Below are 21,146 nucleotides of genomic sequence, written 5' to 3'. Positions count from 1 at the left end.
AGGCGGGACGGACGGGACGGACGGGCAGGTGGGGCGGGGCGGAACGGACCGATCTCATGCGTGCGGGCCGGGCCGCCGAGGGCAGGGGCGGGCATCGGCCGGGGTCAGCGGGGTGGTGTCACTGTTCGAGCCGGCGACGCAGCTCCCGCTTGTCGATCTTCCCGACGGCCGTGTACGGGAACTCGCCGACGACGGCCAGGCGGTCGGGCAGCATGAACCGGGCCAGGCCGCGGTCCCGCAGGTAGTTCTTGATCTCCTTGAGCCGGACCGCGCCGCCCGCGACGGGGACGACAGCGGCGCAGACGCTCTCCCCCACGTCGGGGTCGGGCAGGCCGACGACCGCCGCCAGGGCGATCGCCGGGTGGGTCAGCAGGTGTTCCTCCAGCTCCCCGGCCGAGACGTTCTCCCCACCCCGGTTGATCACGTCCTTGACCCGGCCCTCGACCACCAGGTGGCCGGTCGGGAGCTGGCGGACGAGATCGCCGGTGCGGAAGAAGCCGTCGGCGCCGAAGACGGTGGTGTTGTGCTCGGCGGCCCGGTAGTACCCGCGGATGGTGTAGGGGCCGCGGGTCCACAGCTCGCCGACCTGCCCGGGGGCCACCGGGCGGCCGGACCCGTCGAGCACCCGGATCTCGTCGGCCTCGGCCAGCGGACGGCCCTGCGAGGTGAAGACGATCTCGTCGGGGTCGTCGAGGCGGGTGAAGTTCAGCAGCCCCTCGGCCATGCCGAAGACCTGCTGGACGCGGGCCCCGAGCGTCGGGGGGATCCGCTGGGCCAGRCCCTCGTCGAGCTTGGCCCCGCCTACCTGGACCAGCCGCAGGCTGGTCGTGTCAGGCCCCTCCCACCCGGCGGCCTCGACCCACAGCCGCGCCAGCGGCGGCACGGCCGCGGTGACGGTGACACGCTCACGGGCAATCAGGTCGAAGACGACGTCCGGGCTGGACGCCGACGCCATCACGACCGTGGCGCCCACGCCGAACGCGCCGAGGATCCCCGGGCACGCCAGCGGGAAGTTGTGCGCGGCGGGCAGCGCGACCAGGTAGACGTCGTCCGCGGTGAGCCCGCACACCTGGGCGCTGGCCCGGGCGTTGTAGGCGTAGTCGCGGTGGGTGCGCGGGATCAGCTTGGGCTTGCCGGTCGTCCCGCCGGAGATGAGCAGCAGGGCGATGTCGCCCGGCTCCCGCCCCACCCCGGCAGCACCGGACGTCGCGGCCAGGCGGGCGGAGCGCCCGGCTGCGGCGAGCTCGGCGAGCCCGGTGAACACGCCCCGGCCGGAGCCCGGTCCGGGGTCGCCGGCCACCAGGACGTGGCGCACCGAGGGGACGGCGTCGACCACCTCGCGGGCCAGCTCCCGGTAGTCGAAGCCCCCATGCCGGTCGGCGACGACGTACCCGACCGCGCCGGACAGGCGCGCGAAGTGCTCGATCTCCACCCGCCGGTGGGCGGGCAGCGCCATGACGCCGATCGCCCCGAGGCGCATCAGCGCGAACAGGACGGTCACGAACTCGGCCCGGTTGGGCAGGTGCACCACCAGGTGGTCGCCGGGGCCGATGCCGAGGGATGCCAGGCCGGCGCTGAGGTCGTCCACCGCCTCGTCGAGCGCGGCATAGCTGATCCGCTCGGCCCCCGAGACCAGCGCTGTGGCTGGCCCGAACCGGCGGGCCCACTCGCGCAGCAGGCCATCCAGCGTCTGGTCGCCCCAGTACCCGGCGTCCTGGTAACGCTGGACGAACTCGGCCGGCCACCGCACCCAGCCCTCGTCCGCCTCCCCCTGGTGGGGGGCTGGCACGGGTGCCGTCGACGGGGCGGTCATCGGGGGCCTCCTACGTCGCCGAGTTCGTCGGCGACCTCCTCGTCCGTCATCGCCGCGATCTCCAGGGCGATCGTGGCGACCCGCTCCGACCGTCCGGGCACGGTGTCGGCCGCGCGGATCCGGTCGGCGAGCGTCGCCACGGTCGGGGCCGCGAACAGGGAGCGCACGCTGACCGCGGTCGTGTCCAGCTCGTCGCGCAGCCGCCGCACCACGGCCGTGGCGAGGACGGAGTCGCCGCCGAGTGCGAAGAACTCGTCGGCGACGCCGAACTCCGTGATCCCCAGCACTTCGCGCCAGACGGTGTGCACGACCCGTTCGAGGTCGCTGCGCGGCGGCGTGTGGTCGCCGGAGCCGCCCACGGCCCGGCGCACGGCCGCGGTGACGGCCCGCCGGTCGATCTTCCCGTTCGCCGTGAGCGGCATGGCTTCGAACGTGACGACCAGGTCCGGCACCATGTGCGGCGGGAGCACCCGCCGCAGGCCCTCCCGTACGGCAGCCGACAGCTCGGTGCCTGCCGGGGCACCGGCGGGGACGATCCCGGCGCCGAGTGCGGCGGGATGCCCGCCGGCACCGTCGACGAGCACCGCGACGCCGGCCTGCACCTCGGGCAGGGTCGCCAGCGCAGCCTCGACCTCGCCCAGCTCGATCCGGAACCCCCGGATCTTGACCTGGTGGTCGCGCCGCCCGAGGAACTCGACCGTGCCGTCGGGCTGGTAGCGGGCCAGGTCACCGGTGCGGTACCAGCGCAGGCCGGCGTGCTCGACGAACCGGTCCGCGGTCCGCTCCGGATCACCCAGGTAGCCGCGGGCGACACCGTCCCCGCCGATCCACAGTTCGCCGGCGACGTGGTCGGGGCAGTCCCGCCCGAGCGGGTCGACGACACGCAGCCGGACGTTGCGCAGCGGCGTCCCGTACGGCACGGACCGCCACCAGCCGGGCACCGGCCCGGTGCCGGCGACCTCGCACACCGTCGAGTGGATCGCGGTCTCGGTCGTGCCGCCGAGGCCGAGGAACCGGGCGCCGGGAACCGCCGCGACCAGGCGGCCCGGCAGGTCGACGCCGACCCGGTCGCCGCCGAGCAGGACGGCGCGCAGCGACCCACCGAGCTCCACGCCGGCGGACAGCACCAGGTCGAGCACCGTGGGCACGCAGTTCAGGATCGTCACCCGGTGGTCGCGGACCAGTTCGGCCCAGCGCCGCGCCTCCCGCCGGGACTGCTCGTCGACCAGCACGACCGCACCGCCGACGGACAGCGGCGCGAACAGGTCGAACACCGACAGGTCGAAGTCGAGCGCCGACACCGCCAGGGTGCGGTCGCCGGCGCCGAGGCCGAGGCGTTCGACCAGGTCGTCGATGGTGTTCACCGCGGCCCGGTGCCCGACCTCGACGCCCTTGGGCTGGCCGGTCGACCCGGAGGTGAACAGCACGTAGGCAGGCCTGTCCAGCCCGCCGAGCTCGGTGGGCGCCTGCACGTCCGGCTCCGGAGCCGGACCGGCGGCCGGGTCGGTCGCCTGGTCCGCGGGCGGGCCGGCGGCCGGGTCAGTGGCCTCGTCGGTGGTCGCCTGGTCGGGCGCGATCTGGACGATTCCGGCGGGGACCCCGTCCCGCGGCGCGGTGGTGATCAGGACGGTGAACCCGGCGGCCGTCGCGATCCGCTCCACCCGGGCGGGCGGCTGCTCGACGCCCACCGGCACGTACGTCCCGCCCGCCGCCAGCACGCCGAGGACGGCGGCCACCTGGGACGGCCCCTTGGGCAGGCTGATGCCGACCAGGTCACCGCGGTGCACGCCGTGGCGCGCCAGCGCACCGGCGAGGGCCAGCGCCCGTGTGCGGAGCTGGCCATAGGTCAGGGCGGCGGGACCGTGCTCGCCGTCCCACAGCAGGGCGGGGGCGTCGGGAGTGTGCCCGGCCCACTCGAAGAACGCCTCGTGCAGCAGGCGGGACGACGACGGCCCCGCGGTGTCGTTGACCGCCCGGCGGACGTCGCGGGCCGTGCCCGGCAGCAGGTCGTCCACGGCGGCGTCCCAGGCACCGGCGGCATCGGCGAGGTCGCGGACGAGCCGCTCGAAGGCGCCGAACATCGCGTCGACGACCCCCGCCGGGAACTCGTCCTCGCGGACGTCCCAGTTGACCAGCAGGCCGCCGTCGAGCTCGGTGACCTGCGCGTCCAGCAGCACCTGCGGACCCTGCGAGATGATCCAGACCGGGTCGCCGAAGTGGCGGCGGACCCCGGTGTCGAACAGCTCGCCGAGCCCGAGCGCACTGGTGAACACGACCGGGGCCAGGACCTGCTCGCCGGTGCGGCGGGTGAGGTCCCGCAGCACCTCGACGCCGGAGTACTCGGCGTGCGCCGCGTCGGCGTGCAGCCGGGCCTGGACCTGGCGCACCCGCGCGGCGAACGGCAGCTGTTCGGTCAGGTCGACCTCGAGCAGCACCGAGCTGGTGAAGTCGCCGACCACCTGGTTGATGTCGGCATGGACAGGCTCGCGGTCGAACATCGGCACGTTCAGCACGAACCGCGACTCGGTGCTCCATCCCGCGAGGACCTCGGCGAAGGCCGTGGCCACCGCCATCGCCGGGGTGACACCCCGGCTGTGGGCGGCCCGGCGCAGCGCCTCACGGGTCGACGGCAGGAGGACGAAGTACCGGCGCGAGACCGTCGGACATCCCTGCGCCCGCCCGTCGGCGCCGGCGGCGCCCGCGGGACCGGCAGCCGCGGTGAGGTCGGTGGTAGCCGAGGCGCGGGGCAGGCCAGGGGGCCCGGGCAGGCTCGGGAGCCGGCCCTGCCACCACTCCGCCGCGGCACGCGCGGCGGCCGTCCGGTCGGGGCCACGCGCAGCGCGGTACTCGCGGTAGGTGTAGCCCGGCGGCGGCAGCTCCTCCGCCGGCCGGTCGTAGAAGTGCGCGAGGTCGGCGAGCAGGACGCGGTAACTGACCGCGTCGGCGGCGACCATGTCGACGTCGAGGTGCAGCCGGCTGCGGTTGCCTGGCAGCAGGCTCAGCGCGGTCGCGAACACCTCGCCGGCCTCGATGTCCAGCATCTCGTGCGACATCAGGTCGCGGATCTCGGCGAGCCGGGCCTGTGCCGCCGCCTCGTCCAGGTCGCGCAGGTCGTGGACGGTGAGCCCGCGCCAGCCGGACGTCTCCTCGATGACCTGGGCGCCGTTGTCGGTGACCCGCATGCGGAGCATGTCGTGGCGGGCGATGAGCTTCTCCACCGCGAGACGCAGCCGCTCGGGGTCGACGCCGTCACCGTCGAACTCGGTGAACAGGTGCGCAGCGACCTGGCCGAGCGGCTGGCCGCCGTCGCGGCCGACCCAGTAGGCGTGCTGCATGAGCGCGAGCGGGAACTCGCCACCCGCTCCCGGAGCCGCCTCGGTCGCCGGACCCGCCGTGGGAGGCGCGCCCGGCTTCCCCGCGGTGTCGAGTGCCGGCCCCGCGTCGGACTCGGCCGCGGTGCCGGCGGTCAGCCCGGGGCCGGCGGGGGTTGCCTCGTCACCACGGCCGCCGCCGCGCCTGCCGGTGGTGTCACCGTGGCGAGCCGGGGCACCGGCCGGGGCGGCCTCGGGCGCCCGGATGGACAGGATCTTGAACCAGCCGTCGACAGTCGGGTTCTCGGCGAGCTCGCCGAACGAGACCGGCACCCCGGCGCGGCGCCACCGCCCGACAGCCTTCATCAGCGCAATGGATTCCAGCCCCAGCTCGAACAGGTTCTCCTCGTCGCCGATCGCGGCGGGCTCCTCGTCCAGCAGCTCGGCGACCGTCGCCCGGATGGCCTCGATGTCAGACCCGGGCACCGGGCCGGCCGCGGCTGCGGCGGACACACCGGCCGGGGCGGGTGCGGGAGCGGAGGCCACCGGGGCGGGTGCGGCGACGAGGAAGCGGCTGACGCTACGCAGCTTCTCCCGGGTCTCCTCGGTCTCACGGACGGGATCGGACTGTGCCACGATCCCGGCGCCGGCGCGCAGCCAGGTCCGTCCGTCACGCTGGAACACGGTGCGCAGCACGAGCGCGGCGTCCAGGGAGCCGTCCGCTCCGACCATCAGCACCGCGCCGCTGTAGAGCCCGCGCGGGCCCGTCTCGTAGCCGGGGATCGCCGCGCAGGCGGCGACCTTGGGCACACCGGAGGCGGTGATGGAGGGGAAGACCGTCCCGAAGGCGTCCCAGGCGTCGCGGCCGGCGGCGAGGCGCCCGGCCACGCGGGAGGCGAGATGCTGGACACTGCCGCGTTCGAGCACGGTCATGAACTCGTCGACGGTCACCGAACCAGGCCGGCAGAAGCGGCTCAGCTCGTCCTGGCAGGCCTGCACGGAGACGGCGTGCTCGTAGATCTCCTTGGGGTCGGAGCGGAGCTCCTCCCGCAGCTCGCCGTCGGTGGCGCGCTCACCGGTCAGGGCGCGGGTGCCGGCCAGCGGCTGGGTGGAGACAAGGCCGTCGGCGGTCACCTCGACCACGGTCTCCGGGCTGAAGCCGGCGGCACGCAGGTAGCCGGTGTCCAGGAGGAACGACCGGGCGGGGGTGTTCCCGGCCCGCCCCGCCTCGTAGGTGGCGACCAGGTCGACGTCCCCGTCGACGGGGACGACCCGCGAGAGGATCACTTTGCGCAGCCGGTCGGCGCGGATGTCGGCGACCGCGGCGGCCACCGATCGCTGGTAGGCGTCGATCCCGTGTTCGAGGTCGACGGTGAGCAGCGGACCGGTGGCTGCCGGCGGCGCCGCCGACGTGACGACCCCCACCAGGTCGTCCAGGTCGTCCAGGTCGGCCAGGTCGGCCAGGTCGGACGACTCGGCCTCGCCGGCCTGACCCCGGTTGGACCGGTCCCGCGGGTCGTCGGCGTCCGGGGACCGCACGACGGCGACCCCGTCGGTCAGCCGCACCTCCCTGCGCGGAATGACCAGGTGCAGCAGTGGGTCGGGACCGGCCGGCACGGCGAGGCCCGCCAACAGGTGGCTGAGCTCGAACGCCGCCCAGCCGTACGCCCGCCAGTCCGTGAGGCCGAGACCGGCGAGGATGTCGGCGACCCTGCCCAGCGGGGCGGGGCCGGGTGGCTCAACGTGCCAGGGCCCGGTGCCGGTGCGGTGGCGCAGCTCGCCGGCCCGCAGCTCGATCTCGGCGAGCACGCCGACGCCGAAGGACCACTCGCCGGCACGCTCGTAGACCACGAACGGTCCGCTGGCGCCGCGGGCGAGGCGCGCGGCGACGGTGGCCGGCGGCTGGGCGAGCGGGACGGTCCTGCGATGGCTGTTCGACGGCGAGCTCACCGCGGGGTGGGTTCGTCAGAGCCGGTGGCGCCCGCGGACGCGGCGGCGGCCATCTGGGCGACCAGGCTGCGCGGACGCAGATCCGTCCAGTTGGCCTCGACGTAGTCCAGGCAGGACTGGCGGGTCTCCTCGCCGTGAACGACGGTCCAGCCGGCCGGGACGGCGGCGAAGCTCGGCCACAGCGAGTGCTGTCCCTCGTCGTTGATCAGGACGAAGAAGTTCCCGCTCTCGTCGTCGAAGGGATTCGTCGACATGCCTGCCGTCTCCTCGGATCGCACCAACAGAGTAAGGCCGACCTAAGTCGGCCTTAAGTGAGGTTAGCCTAAGGAGTGTGCCTTTGTCAGCTCTTAGGCGCGATCGCGGGCGACCTGCCCGTTCTGCGGTTGACCAGGCACGGAGGGCGCGGAATCGGCTGTGACGATCCGCCCGGCGACCARCCCGACGCGGCGCGGCAACCGGTCAATGGTGGACTGGCGGTGCGCGATGACGATCAGGGTCCGACCGGGGCGCAGGTGCTCCACCGCGGTCTCCAGCCGGCGTGCCACATCCGGGTCCAGATCGGCGGTGGCCTCGTCCAGTACCAGCACCGGCGGGTCGACCAGCGCGGCCCGCACCAGGCCGACGATCTGGCGTTCGCCCGCGGACAGCATCTCGCCGCGGGCCCCGACCGACGCGTCCAGCCCGCCGGGCAGGCCCGCCACCCATTCGGTGAGGCCGAGGCCGGCCACCGCCCGCTCCATAGCCGCCCGGTCGGGTTCACCCGGCGCCAGCGCCAGGTTCTCCGCAAGCGAGCCGGTGATGATGTGGACCTGCTGGGGCACCAGCACGATGCGACGACGGATCTCGGCGGGCGACACGGTGCTCAGATCGACCCCGCCGAACGTCACCACCCCGCTGTCGGGCTGGTAGAGCCCGCAGAGCAGCTTGGCGAGGGTGGTCTTACCGGAGCCGGTGGTGCCCACCAGACCGGCGCGGTCGCCGGCCGGGAAGGTCACCGACACCCCGCGGAGCACCTCGTCCCCCGTCGCCCCGTACCCGAACCGCAGCCCTGTGGTCACCAACTCCCCGCGCGCCGGCAGCACCCCGCCCTTCGCCGGCCCACCGACAGCAGCGCCCCCGACGACGGCGCCCTCCGCAGCAGGGCCCTCGGTGGCAGGGGCAGCGGCTGCCGGAACAGCAGTCGCCGGAACGTCGGTGGCCGGAACGTCGGTCGCGTCGAGCAGGTCGGCCAGACGCGCCACGCCCACCCGGGCGGTCTGCAGCTGCCCGACCAGCCGGGAGAGCCCGGCCATCCCCTCGAACAGGTTGCGGGTGGCCAACACGAAGACCACGACGGTGCCGACACCGAGATGGCCGGCCCGGGCCAGCCACACGCTCAGCAGCAGCAGTGTGGCCGTCGCCAGTCCTTCGAGCAGGTTGAACAGCTCCAGCCGGTTCTGCGCCCCGATCGTCCCGTTGGACGCCCGCAGCAGCTCGTCGTTGTCCCGGCGGAACCGCTCGACCCACTCGCCGGGACGTCCGACGACCACCAGCGCCTCGCCGGCGGCCAGCGTCTCGGTGAAGGTCGCGGTCATCGACGCGTCCGCCGTGGCCTGCCGGCCGAACGCCGTGCCGGCCACCCGGTCGAACCAGCGGACGACCGCGACCGCCGCGGGGAGGAACAGCACGATGAGTACCAGCGACAGCAGCGGCGAGTAGACGATCAGCATGCCCGTCGTCAGCACGACGGTGAGCCCGACACCGAGCAGGTTCGGCACCTGCTCGCGGATGAACAGGGCCAGGTCGGCGATCTCTCCGGTGGCACGCCGCAGCAGGTCCCCGGTGCGGTGCGCCTCCACGAACCGCAGCGGGGCGCCGGCGAGGCGTTCCACGACGAGGTCGCGCAGGTCCTGCACCACCCGTTCGCCGGCGCGGGCCAGCAGGACCTCCGACCAGCGCAGCAGCAGCATGCGGGCGAGGACGAGCACGGCGAGACCGCCGACCGCCCATCCCAGCGCCGCGCGGTCCCGGGCGATCACCGCGTCGACGCCGCGGCCGACCACGGGGGCGATCCCGACCACGGCCGCGGTGCTCGCGACCGTGACGACGAGCGCCAGCGCGAGCATGGCGCGGTGCGGGCGCAGGTGCCCCCACCCGTGGCGCACCACCCCGGAGGTGTCCGGATCCTCGCGCAGCAGGCGGATCTCAGCCACGGTGACCTCCGGTGGTGGGCAGGGCCGCCCCGTCGCCGGCCGGTGCCGTGGCCCCGCCGTCAGCGGGTGCGGTGGTCCGGTCGGGGGGTGGCAGGGTCACGACCCGGTCCGCGGCGGCGAGCACCGCCGGCCGGTGCGACACGATGACGAGCGCGCCGTCCGGGTTCCACGCGCGCAGCCGCCGCAGGACGGCCGCCTCGGTCTCGACGTCCAGTGCCGAGGTGACGTCGTCGAGCACCAGCACCGCGGGACGTCCGAGCAGCCCGCGGGCCAGCGCCAGACGCTGACCCTGCCCGCCGGACAGGGTGCCGCCGCGCTCGCCGAGCACGGTGTCGTACCGGTCGGGCAGGCTCATGACGAACTCGTCGAGCGCGGCCGCGTGGCAGGCGGCCCGCAGGTCGGCCAGCTCGAGGTCGCGGCCGAGGCGCAGGTTGTCGGCGATGGTCCCGGAGAGCACGAGCGGGCGCTGCGGGACGAGCCCGATCCGGGAGAGCACCTCGATGCGCGCCGCCGATCGCAGGTCGACCCCGCCGAAGCGGACGGCGCCCGAATCCGGATCGTCGATCCGGCACAGCAGGCGCGCCAGGGTGGACTTGCCCGACCCGGTCGGCCCGGTGACCGCGACGAACTCGCCGGGCGCGGCGCACAGGTCGACCGGCCCGAGGACGGTGCGCCCGTCGTGGCGGACCACGACCGCCTCGGCCTGCAGGACGCCGGCGGCGGGCAGCGGTACCGGGTCGGCGTCGTCGTCGGCCATCCCCGGGGTGCCGAGCACCTCGGCGATGCGGGTGGCGGCGACGCGGGCCTGGCCGCGGCCGGCCAGCAGGTCCACCAGGATCGCGACGGCCAGCGCGAGTGTGGTCATCCAGGACGTGAACGCGACCAGGCCGCCGATCGTCAGGTCGCCGCGGATCGCGGCGGTCCCGCCGATGCCCAGGCCGGCCGCGATCGCCAGCCGGGGCAGCGCCGACGGCACCGCGGACCACCAGGCCGACACCCCGGCAACCCGCAGCGACGAGCTGGTCACGGAGCGGGAGAGGTCGTGGTGGCGGCGGACCAGTACCCGCTCGCCGCCCAGGCCCCGCACGGCGGCGCTGGCGGCCAGCAGGTCCTCGACGGCGTCCGCGCGGGTGCCGTGCGCCTCGGAGAGCGCCTCGTTGGCGGCGTCGTAACGGCCGGGGAAGAACGCGTTGGCCAGGCCGACCAGCGGGACGGTGACGAGGCCGACGACGAGCAGCAGCGGGTCGAGCAGGCCCAGCGCCGGCAGGACGACGACCAGGGTGACGATCACCCGGACCCAGATCCCGAGGTTCTGCAGCCACATCCGGACGAGGTCGACGTCCCGGGTGACCCGCATCACGAGGTCGCCGCGCCCGAAGCGGGCCAGCGCCGGGCGGTCCAGCACGGTCACCTTGTCGATCAGGGCACCGCGCAGCCCGTGGGCGACCTGGTTGGCCGCGATGCCCGACCACCACTGGCCGCCCACCCCGCCCAGCAGGAAGGCGAGGGAGACCAGCGTGGTGACGAGCGCCCAGCGCACCGTCTGCCCGACGTCGAGGGGGGTGATCCCGTCGTCGAGGGCGCGCTGGATGCACCAGGGCAGCGCGAGCATCGCCAGCTGCTGGACGAGGGTGGCCAGCACGCTCAGCGACAGCGGCCCCGGCATCGAGCGGAGCTGTGCCCACAGGACGGTGTTGCCGGCTGACATGGTCATCTGGGACCACTCCAGGGTGGGTGCCCGGCCCGGGCGGGCGTCGCCTGAGGGCGCGCCCGGTGCGCGGGGCGAAGAGACGGGGTCGCAGTGCCTATGACGGGACAGCCACGCATCGCCACGCGATGCAACACCGATACTTTAAGTGAAGTTAACTTAAGCAATTGTTGATAGTCAATCGATACCGGCCTCACAGCCGCCGCCGCTGCCGGGACAGGAGCCACACCAGGTACAGACCGCCGACCGCGTTCGTCGCCACTCCCACCGGAAGCTGCGAGGGCGCGAACRCCCGCTGGGCGGCCAGGTCCCCCGCCACCACCAGCAGCGCGCCGAGCAGCGCCGCCGGGAGGAGTCCCGCGCCCGCCGTGCGCGTCAGGTGCCGGGCGAGCTGGGGCGCGGCCAGCGCCACGAAGCCGATCGGGCCCGCCGCGGCCGTCGCGCAGGCGGCGAGCGCCGCGCCCGTCCCGAGCAGGGCGAGCCGGGTGCGTTCCACCGGAACGCCCAGCGCCCGCGCGGTGTCGGTCCCCATCGCGAGCATCGACAGCCGCCGGCTCAGATAGAACGCGACCGGCAGCAGCACCGCCATGGCGATCGCGAGCGGACGGACATTGTCCCAGCTTCGCCGGTTCAGGCTGCCCAGCAGCCAGGTCTGGGCGGTGATCGCGTCGCCGAGCGTGGCCCGGGCGATCAGGTAACTGTTCACCGCCGTGAGCATGGACGCCATCCCGATCCCGACCAGGATCAGCCGCGGGCCGGCGACCCCACGCCGGAACGACAGCAGGTAGATCGCGACCGCCGTGACCAACCCACCGAGGAGTGCGCCGAGGGACGTCTCGTAGACGGTGCCGTGCAGGACCAGAATGACGAGGACAGCGCCTGTGGACGAGCCGGCGGTGAAACCGATGATGTCCGGGCTGCCGAGCGGGTTCGCCGTCATCGTCTGGAAGATCGCCCCGCTGACCGCGAGGGCGGCGCCCACCATGATCCCGGTGAGCAGCCGCGGCAGCCGCAGCGTGCGGACGACGAAGTCCGTTCCCGAGCTGCCCCGACCGAGGATGCTGTCGACCACCGCCCCGACCGAGACGTGGTAGTCGCCCGTCGTCATGGTCACGGCGCTGGTTGCCAGGATGGCGGCGAACAGGCCCGCGCACACGGCGACCACCCGGCCGTCGACCCGCAGGGACATCCGGTCGCCGCGGTCGCGCAGGACCCACCCTCGCGTCGTGGCCCCGCCCACCGCCCCGTCCACCGTTGCGTTCGCCGCCCCGCTCACTGCCGCCCGCGTCATCGCCCGCTCACCTCCCCGCACCAGCCGTGGCCGCGGTCATCGTCGCCAGGTCGACGCCCGGCCCGCTCACAAACGGCCCAACCGTGCGCGCCGACACAGCACGATGAACACCGGGGCGCCCACGAGGGCGGTGACGACCCCGACCTCCAGCTCGGCGGGTGCGATGATCAGTCGGCCCACCACATCGGCGAGGAGCAGCAGCGTCGGTGCGAGGACGGCCGAGTAGGCGATCACCCAGCGCTGGTCCGGCCCGCAGATCGCGCGGGCGACGTGCGGCACGGCCAGCCCCACGAAGGTGATGGGCCCGGCGGCCGCGGTGCCCGCGCCGCACATCAGCGCGATCGCGAGCACGCCCAGCACCCGGGTACGAACCACGTGGACCCCGAGGCCGCGGCCGGCGTCCTCCCCCATCGCCATCGCGTTGAGCGCCGAGGCGATCACGACGGCCAGCAGCACCCCCGCGCCGATGAACGGCGCGACGGCGCCGAGCTGCCCGAGGTCGGCCCGGTCGAGGGCGGCGACGTCCCAGAAGCGCAGCCGGTCGAACGTCTCGTGGTCGAGGAAGGCCACGCCGTAGGTGAACGCGCCGAGCACCGCGCTGAGCGCGGCCCCGGCGACGATGAGGCGCTCCGGCGCCACCGCGGCGCGGCCGGTGGCGCCGAGCACGTACACCGCGACGGACGCGGCGCCGGCGCCGGCCAGGGCGAACCAGATGTAGCCGGCGGGTGTCGTCACCCCCAGGAACGACACCGCGGCCACCACTGCCGCCGAGGCGCCCAGGTTGACGCCGAGCAGGCCCGGGTCCGCGAGGGAGTTGCGGGTCAACGCCTGCGCCAGCGCGCCGGCCACCCCCAGCCCCACGCCGACGACGAGGCCGACGAGCGTCCGGGGGACACGCAGGTCGTGGACGATGACGGCGGTCTCGGAGCGGTCGTCGTGCCACAGCACGTGCCACACATCGGCGAGCGGCAGCTGTTTGGCGCCGAGAGCGATGCTGAACAGAACCCCGGCCGCGAGCAGCGCGACCGCGGCGGCGAGCCCGAGCGGCCGGACGGCGCGGAGCGCCGGCGGCTCCGCCGGCCCGTCAAGGCCCCCGTCAGGCGGCGTGGGCGCCCGCGCCGCCTGCACCGTCTGTCCGGCCGGCATCCGGATTGCCGCTCCCTGATTCACCCCGCTATTTAGGTCAGGCTTACCTGTGCGAGTCAAATCCCTGCACGACGGACTCGCCACGGACCGTGCCCGCCGTCACCGACCGCCCTTGACCAGCAACGGGACGAGCCCACAGGATAAGTGAGGCTCACTTAATATGATCGGATTGGTTGAGGCCTTGGACATACGACGCGGACGGCGCCAGGCGGCACAGCACGGGACCGACAGCTCCCGAGGCCCCGACGGGACGGAGACCGCGCGGGCCGCGTCGAGCACTCCGGCCGCGTCGGCCACGGCCGACGCGGCCGGCGGCTCCGCGAGCACGGCCGCCGCCAGGGGCATGGCTGCCGCCGCAGCGGGCACGTCGCCGGGCGAGCCCCGGCTGTACGCCGAGGATCTGACCCTCGCCTACGAGCAGCGCGTCGTCGCCACCGATCTGGGCGTCCGCATCCCGGACAACTCCTTCACGGTGGTCGTCGGCCCCAACGCCTGCGGCAAGTCGACGCTGCTGCGCGCGCTGGCCCGGATGCTGCGCCCCCGCACCGGGGCGGTCTACCTCGACGGGGCGCTCATCCGGTCGCTGCCGTCGAAGGAGGTCGCCCGCCGGCTGGGGCTGCTGCCGCAGACCTCGATCGCCCCGAGCGGCATCCTCGTCTCCGACCTGGTCGCCCGGGGCCGCTACCCGCATCAGCGACTGCTGCGCCAGTGGTCGCGGCAGGACGAGGAGGCCGTCCGCGACGCACTCGCCGCCACCAACACCCAGGACCTCGCGGACCGCTACGTCGACGAGCTCTCCGGCGGACAGCGCCAGCGGGTCTGGCTCGCGATGGCACTGGCCCAGCAGACCCCGATCATGCTCCTGGACGAGCCGACGACGTTCCTGGACGTCGCGCACCAGATCGAGATCCTCGACCTGTGCGCGGACCTGCACGAGGAGAGCAACCGGACGCTCGTCGCGGTGCTGCACGACCTCAACCAGGCCTGCCGCTACGCCAACCATCTGGTGGCGATGAAGGCCGGCAGCATCGTCGCGCAGGGCGATCCGAGCGAGATCGTCACCGCGGAGCTGGTCGAGGAGGTCTTCGGGATGCCGTGCATCGTCGTGCCGGACCCGGAGACCGGGACGCCGCTGGTGGTGYCCGCCGCCCGGGCGCGCCGCCGGCAGCTCGCGCGGGAGGCCCCGGCAATGTCGCACGGCACCGGTGAGGGCGGCGACACCCGCACGGGCCGGGCGGCCGTGGCCGCCGGCGCCCGCTGACCGCTCGCCAGGCGGACTGAGGCAGCGATCCGCCCACGCCAGATGTAAAGTTAGGCTAACCTATAGCTAGCCATCACAGAGGCGGACAAACGCGTCCACCCCGAAGCACACCGCCGCCGCCAGACCGGCGCCGCGCGCCGCGGCCCGCCGCCCCCCGGCCCGTCGGCCCGTCACCCGCCGATTCCGGCGGGCCGACCGACCCGATGTCCGCCATGCCCTGCGGCCACGCGAATCCGGCCCCACCAGACCCTCGTCGCTCGGGCCGCAGTTCACGCCCCAGCCGCACCGACCTCGGCGAACTCCTTGACAGGACAACATGYCATCCCGAACATAAGTTAAGTTAACCTAAATTCACGTCCAGCCGGACCCATCCGGTCAGATCAACCGACAAGAGGGGCAGCCGTGGGAGACCGTCCACCGACCGCGGAACTCGGTGTGCACGATGTCATCGGAGTCGGCTTCGGGCCCTCGAACATCGCCTTGGCCATCGCGATCGAGGAACACAACAGCAGCGTCTCCGCCGGGGCCGCCCTACGCGCGGTTTTCCTTGAACGCCAGCCCCGTTTCGGCTGGCACCGGGGAATGCTGCTCGACGGGGCCACGATGCAGGTGTCCTATCTCAAGGACCTCGTGACGCTGCGCAATCCGTCCAGCAGCTTCAGCTTTCTGTCCTACCTGCACACGCAGAACCGCCTGGTGGACTTCATCAACCACAAGACGATGTTTCCGCTGCGGTGCGAGTACCACGACTACCTGGAGTGGGCCGCCGGCCGGCTCGACGACCTCGTCGAGTACGACTCCGAGGTGCTCGACCTGCGGCCGGTCGTCCACGAGGGCGTCATCGCCTACATCGACGTGATCAGCCGCCGGCCGGGACAGCCGGACCGCACCGTCGTCCGGCGCGCCCGCAACGTCGTCATCGCTGCCGGGCTGGCGCCCCGGGTTCCCGACGGTGTGGTGCTCGACGAGCGGACCTGGCACAACACCGACCTGCTGCACCGGCTCGCCGCGCTGCCCACCACACCGCGCCAGCGCTTCGTCGTGATCGGCGCCGGCCAGAGCGCCGCCGAGGTCACCGAGCACCTGCACACCCGCTTCCCGCAGGCCGAGGTGTACGCGGTGTTCTCCCGGTACGGGCTGAGCCCCGCCGACAACAGCGGCTTCGTCAACCAGATCTTCGACCCGGACGCGGTCGGCGAGTTCTACCACGCCCCGGAAAGCGTCCGGGAGATGCTGCTGACATACCACCGCGGCACCAACTACTCCGCGGTCGACCTCGATCTCATCGACGAGCTCTACCGCCGCACCTACCAGGAGAAGGTCCGCGGCCCGCGCCGGCTGCACTTCCTGCGCGCGTCCCAGGTGGAGTCGTATGAGAAGCTCCCCGACGGCACCCGCCTGCACATCCGTCATCTRCCGACCGGCGAGAAGCGGGTGCTGGAGGCGGACATCGTCGTGCTCGCCACCGGCTACCACGCCCGCGACCCGCGGAAGGTGCTCGGYGGGATGGACTCGTTCTGCCTCGTCGGGCAGGACGGCCAGCTCCAGGTCGGCCGCGACTACAGCGTCGACACCACGCCCGACACCAGCGCCGGCATTTACATCCCGGGGGCGAGCGAGTACGCGCACGGGATCTCCTCGTCACTGCTGTCGAACATCTCGATCCGGGCCGGCGAGATCCTCGGCTCGGTCCTGCGCCGCCAGGACCTCGAAGCGCCCCTGGCCGCGATCGCGCCGGGCATCCCCCACGCGTCCCTGCCCGACCCGCCCTATCTCGACCCCCGGCCCAACGCCCAGCCGCAGAACTGACCCGGCGAGCCTCGCCTGAAAGGCGCGTTCGCCTCCGGCGAGAAGGCCCTGACCGACAGCGACGCGCTCACGGCGCGGTTCACCGCCTCCTCCGAGTCCCTCGCGACGGCGGTCGACCGCACGGGCACCATGCAGACCTACAGCGGCGACCGGATGAACCATCTGTTCGGCGCCAAGGTCGTCGGCGCCGTGATGACCGAGACCAACCACATCCAGCCCGCGGGGTCCGCGGCGAGAAGGCCGTCGAGCTGCCGCTGCTGCCCGGCGACAGCCTGTCCTGGGCCGAGCCCACCACCAGCAAGGCCTGACCACCCGGCCCGGCCGGGTCCCGCAGTATCTGATCACCGCCAGGCCCGTCACCGACGGGCCTGGCGTTTTCGCTGCACGGCCGCGCCCGCCGCGAACCCCGGCGTCCCGCTGTCAAGGGTGGCATCACGACGACCCGCCGGAAGCCACCCGGCCACATTCCTGTCGAATAGTCTCCCGACCATCCCATGTCCCGCGAACGACATCCTCGGAATTGGCGCGGAGCCGTTTTTCTCCGGCATCGTGTTGCTGGTCGATAAGGGGAGTCGTCGTCGTTCACGTACGACTCGGGTGCATATCACGGAGGCTGGAGATGGGCGGCATGCGACGAGGGCGGAACATAGTCCGGGCGGCGACCGGCTGGATTGCCGCGGCGGCGTTGGCAGTGCTCTTCGCCGGCTGTCAGGAGGGCAGCCTCGCGATCCCCCCGGCGACGGCGACGGCGACGCCGGGCGCCGCACCGGTGGCCGCGACCGTCCCGGCGGTCCCGCCCACGCAGGCCGCCGCGCCCGCGAGAGACCTGCAGGCCAGCGACTACGTGCTGACGGCCGCCCCGGAGACGGCGGGCTTCGAGAGCTCGGGTGGGGCCGACGAGCCCGACAGCGACAGCACCGCGATGCGCGCCGAGATCGCCGAGTGTGTCGGCGTCCCCGGGTACGACCCGCCCCCGCCGTCGGACGAGACGACGGGCGACACGTTCACCAACACCGAGGAATCCGAGTTCCAGGTTTTCAGCCGGGCAAAGATTCTGCCCGCGAGCCAGATCAGCCAGAGCGCCGAAATCGTTTCCAGCCCACTTTTCGGTGACTGCTACCGCGGGGCGCTGGAGGAGCAGCTCGCGGGCACCGACGAGAACGGCCTGACTTACGAGATCGTCGCGGTGGAGACACCACCCACGCCGCGCGGTACCACCGCGCTGGTCCGCACCACGATGGGCATCACGGACGAGTACGGCACCTACGGCTACGTCTTCGACACGATCTACTTCTACGTCGGCCAGGTGGCCGTCGAGCTCGACGTCACCAACGTCGGCGACGTCCCGCCGCCGGACATCGAGCAGGGTTTCATCGACCAGATCGCCGGCAAGCTGACCAACCAGTAGGCCGCAGGCGCGCCGGGCGCATGGTGACGGCGGGCATCCCTGCCCGACGGGCAGGGTCGGTCTCAGCCTGAGCACGGCACCGAGCTGCCGATTGAGCCACCGAGCTGCCGGTTGAGCAGAGACCCCCGCAGAGCGGGGCTCACACCCCGGCGCGTCCRCGGTGTGAGCCCGCCAGGATCGCGTCCGCGGCGGCGACGCGCCGACGGGCGGGAAAGGATATCCACAGCTTCTCGCCCGCCAGGCGGAGGGACCCGTAAGGGCCTCTCAGCGGCCCCAGAGCAGTCTCTCGTGGCAGGCGCGCCAGCGGTGCCTCCGCGCTCGGAGTGGCCCAGGCGAACAGGCCGGCCCGTAGTACCAGGATGGCGCGGTCGGTGACGACGATGATCCTGTTCTGGAGCCGGCTCATGTGCAGCCACAGCCCGGCCAGTATCAGCACCGAGAACACGGCGAGAGCGGCCATGGGGTACGGCCAGGGGAGGCGAGAAGCGAGGGGGAGGAACACGGTGCTTCCGAGCAGGGGAACCGCTCCCAGGTACGGGGGCAACCCGGTCTGAGCCAGGAAGACAGACTCGACCCGCTCCCCCGGGACCAGAAAACCAGCCACCCGGGCAGCGAGCACGTCGCGCAGCGCCACCAGACCCCCCGCCCCGAACTGATCCGGTCATTCCCGGCCACGGAATGCAGCTTATGGACCGGGCCCAGCCGCCCACCACCGCTTTCGGCGGTGTTCTCAGGGACCCCGCCGGTCAGGCCCGCTCAGGCCTGCTCGGGCCCGGCCCGAGCGGCATTCGCGGGTGAGCAGCCAGGCGAGGTACAGCCCGCCGATCGCGGAGGTCGCGACACCGGCGGGGAGCTGGCGCGGAGACACGACTCGGGCCTCAGCCGCTTTCGACCGCGAGGGCGAGCGGCAGGACCCCGGGTGCGCCTGCCGCGCGCAGGGCACGAGCCGCCACCGTCATCGTCCAGCCGGTGACGATCAGGTCGTCGACGAGCAGGACCGGGCCGGGCAGGTCACCCAGCGCGCCGGTGAGCGCGGGCGGCACCTCGAAGGCCGACCACAGACCGGCGAGCCGGTGCGCGCTGTTGTGGACCTGGCCGGCGAACGGCCCGGCGGCGATCCGGGGCAGTTCCCCGAGCAGCGGAAGCCGACCCACCTGGGCGATGCGCTCGCCGAGGCTGGCGACGAGCCGCGGCCGGGTCCTCGACGCGACCGTCACGACAGCGGCCGGGCGCCGCTCCCACTTCCACGCGGCGAGCATCTGCACCACGGCCTCGAACACGTCGTCGGGCACCGGCCGGTCGAGCCCGGCGACACCGGAGCCGGCGGTGCTGTTGGGATCACCGGACCCGGAGCTGTGCGCTCCCGGATCCGGGTCGGCGCGGCCGGCGCCGGCCGCGTACGGGTCGGTTCCGCGGGCGGCCGGCGGGCTGCTGAGCAGGGCCCGGAGGCGGCTGCCCCAGCCGAGGTCGTTGAGCCGGGCCAGCGCCCGGCCGGGAAGCGCGCCGGCCGCGGCGGGGATCCGCCCGGACGCCTCGACTCCCAGCGTGCGCATGCCCGTCGGCCACATCCGGCGCGCTTCGACGACGACACCGGGGCGCCGGAGCTCGGTGCGGGCGCCGGCACGCGCCTCGGCCGAGACCACGGACGTCCACTCCCGACCCGTGCACCGGTCGCAGCGGCCGCAGCGGCTCGCGTGCGGGTCGTCGAGGGCGCGGCGCAGGAACTCCATCCGGCAGGTCGTGGTCGCGATGTAGTCGAGCATCGCCTGCTGCTCCGCCGCGCGCGCTGCGGAGACCCGGGCGTAGCGGGGTGCGTCGTAGTCCCACCGCGCGCCGGTCGACTCCCAGCCGCCCTTGACCCGGCGCACCGCGCCGTCGGTGTCCAGCACCTTCAGCATCTGCTCCAGCCGACCCGGCCCCAGATCGACCACGGCGAGCAGCGCCTGCGTCGACATCGCCCGCGACGCCTGCTCCAACGCCCCGAGCACCACCCGCACCAGGTGCTCGGGCGGGAAGGAGGTGTCCGCGAAGTACTTCCAGATCGCCTGGTCCTCCGCGGCCGGCAGCAGGATCGCATCGGCCGACTCCAGCGCCCGGCCGGCCCGGCCGACCTGCTGGTAGTAGGCGATCGGCGAGTTCGGCGCCCCGACATGCACCACGAACCCGAGATCCGGCTTGTCGAAGCCCATCCCGAGGGCGCTGGTGGCGACCAGGCACTTGACCCGGTTGGCCAGCAGGTCCTCCTCGGAGGCGATCCGCTCGGCCGGCTCCGTCCCGCCGTGGTACGTCGCCACCGGGTGGCCGCGGGTCCGCAGGAACGCGGTGAGCTCCTCCGCGGCGGGCTTGGTCAGCGTGTAGACGATCCCGGAGCCGGGGAGCTCGGCGAGCCGGTCGGAGACCCAGCCGAAGCGTTCCTCGGCCGTGGGCAGACAGACCACGGTGAGGCGCAGRCTCTCCCGCTCCAGCGACCCCCGCAGGACCAGCGTGGCCGCCTCCGCCGAACCCGCGCCGAGCTGCTCGCTGACGTCCTCCACCACCCGCGCGTTCGCCGTGGCGGTCGTCGCGAGGACGGGCACGTCGGACGACAGCCCGCCGATCAGCGACCGCAGGCGGCGGTAGTCCGGACGGAAGTCGTGGCCCCAGTCCGAGATGCAGTGCGCCTCGTCGACGACCAGCAGCCCGGTCGTACGCGCCAGCTCGGGCAGGTAGTCGTCCCGGAACGTCGGGTTGTTCAGCCGCTCCGGGCCGACCAGCAGCAGGTCGAGCTCACCGGCCCGCAGCGCCGCGTACACCTCGTCCCACTCGGTGACGTTGCCCGAGTGGATCTCCCCGACCCGCACGCCGAGGCGCGCGGCCGCGGCCGCCTGGTTGCGGATCAGCGCCAGCAGCGGCGAGACGATCACCGTCGGCCCGGCCCGCCCGGCCCGCCCGGCCCCGCCGCCCAGACCACCGCGCAGCAGCGCCGTGGCGAGGAAGTACACCGCCGACTTGCCCCAGCCCGTGCGCTGGACGAGCAGCACCCGGCGCCGGCCGGTCACCAGCGCGTCGATCGCCCGCCACTGGTCGTCGCGCAGCACCGCCCCGGGACCGGCCAGGGCGCGCAGCATCTCCTCGGCCCGCTCCCGCGATGCTCCGTCCCCGCCGGCCGGGAGGCCGCCGGGCGACGCACCGCCGGATGCCGCCGGGAGAGTGCCCGTGCCGTCCGCCGCCAGTTCCGCCATACCCCCTGTCTACCGAACGCCACCGACAGTCCGGCG

12 protein-coding genes are annotated in these 21,146 nt (G+C 73.7%); 3 read left to right on the top strand and 9 right to left on the bottom strand.

The features are described 5' to 3' along the window. Positions 1-118: 118 nt before the first annotated feature. The 7 genes from CC117_RS13055 to CC117_RS13025 all read right to left on the bottom strand — a co-directional run bounded on the left by CC117_RS13055 (position 119) and on the right by CC117_RS13025 (position 13,411). Positions 119-1,813 carry a (2,3-dihydroxybenzoyl)adenylate synthase gene (locus CC117_RS13055; RefSeq protein ID WP_071083951.1) on the bottom strand — a complete coding sequence of 565 codons (1,695 nt, stop codon included), beginning with the start codon at positions 1,811-1,813 and terminating at the stop codon, positions 119-121. Beyond that, on the bottom strand, positions 1,810-7,074 hold the full coding sequence (locus tag CC117_RS13050) for a salicylate synthase (protein ID WP_071083950.1): 5,265 nt from the start codon (positions 7,072-7,074) through the stop codon (positions 1,810-1,812). The genes CC117_RS13055 and CC117_RS13050 overlap by 4 nt, the downstream gene beginning before the upstream one ends. Beyond that, positions 7,071-7,328, bottom strand: a complete 258-nt coding sequence (locus tag CC117_RS13045; protein WP_071083949.1) for an MbtH family protein — start codon at positions 7,326-7,328, stop codon at positions 7,071-7,073. Before CC117_RS13045 ends, CC117_RS13050 begins: the two co-directional genes overlap by 4 nt. Before the next feature lie 93 nt (positions 7,329-7,421). Beyond that, a complete protein-coding gene (locus CC117_RS13040) occupies positions 7,422-9,266 on the bottom strand; it encodes an ABC transporter ATP-binding protein (protein ID WP_084132008.1) in 1,845 nt (614 codons plus the stop codon). Next, the gene (locus CC117_RS13035; RefSeq protein ID WP_071083948.1) at positions 9,259-10,980 is read right to left on the bottom strand and encodes an ABC transporter ATP-binding protein; all 1,722 of its coding nucleotides are present in this window, start codon (positions 10,978-10,980) and stop codon (positions 9,259-9,261) included. Before CC117_RS13035 ends, CC117_RS13040 begins: the two co-directional genes overlap by 8 nt. Positions 10,981-11,167: 187 nt before the next feature. Continuing rightward, a complete protein-coding gene (locus CC117_RS13030) occupies positions 11,168-12,265 on the bottom strand; it encodes a FecCD family ABC transporter permease (protein WP_071083947.1) in 1,098 nt (365 codons plus the stop codon). A 66-nt stretch (positions 12,266-12,331) separates the two neighbouring features. Next, positions 12,332-13,411, bottom strand: a complete 1,080-nt coding sequence (locus CC117_RS13025) for a FecCD family ABC transporter permease (RefSeq protein WP_071083946.1) — start codon at positions 13,409-13,411, stop codon at positions 12,332-12,334. Between the two features lie 343 nt (positions 13,412-13,754). Here CC117_RS13025 and CC117_RS13020 point away from each other — a divergent pair, with 343 nt between their 5' ends. The 3 genes from CC117_RS13020 (at position 13,755) to CC117_RS13010 (ending at position 17,889) form a co-directional block, all read left to right on the top strand. Further along, a complete protein-coding gene (locus tag CC117_RS13020) occupies positions 13,755-14,672 on the top strand; it encodes an ABC transporter ATP-binding protein (RefSeq protein ID WP_084132029.1) in 918 nt (305 codons plus the stop codon). Between the two features lie 402 nt (positions 14,673-15,074). Continuing rightward, positions 15,075-16,481 carry a lysine N(6)-hydroxylase/L-ornithine N(5)-oxygenase family protein gene (locus CC117_RS13015; protein ID WP_071083945.1) on the top strand — a complete coding sequence of 469 codons (1,407 nt, stop codon included), beginning with the start codon at positions 15,075-15,077 and terminating at the stop codon, positions 16,479-16,481. A gap of 628 nt (positions 16,482-17,109) precedes the next feature. After that, positions 17,110-17,889 (top strand): hypothetical protein, encoded by a 780-nt coding sequence (locus CC117_RS13010; protein WP_321572604.1) that lies wholly within the window; start codon positions 17,110-17,112, stop codon positions 17,887-17,889. Between the two features lie 139 nt (positions 17,890-18,028). On the opposite strand, the gene CC117_RS34645 is transcribed toward CC117_RS13010, so the two are convergent. After that, the gene (locus tag CC117_RS34645; protein ID WP_084132006.1) at positions 18,029-18,523 is read right to left on the bottom strand and encodes a hypothetical protein; all 495 of its coding nucleotides are present in this window, start codon (positions 18,521-18,523) and stop codon (positions 18,029-18,031) included. 244 nt (positions 18,524-18,767) lie between these two features. Continuing rightward, positions 18,768-21,110, bottom strand: a complete 2,343-nt coding sequence (locus CC117_RS13000; protein WP_071083943.1) for a RecQ family ATP-dependent DNA helicase — start codon at positions 21,108-21,110, stop codon at positions 18,768-18,770. Positions 21,111-21,146 lie beyond the last annotated feature (36 nt).

The organism is Parafrankia colletiae (genome assembly GCF_001854655.1).
GTDB lineage: Bacteria > Actinomycetota > Actinomycetes > Frankiales > Frankiaceae > Parafrankia > Parafrankia colletiae.
Note: the sequence above shows the minus strand (reverse complement) of the source record. Positions and strands in the feature narration are given on the sequence as shown.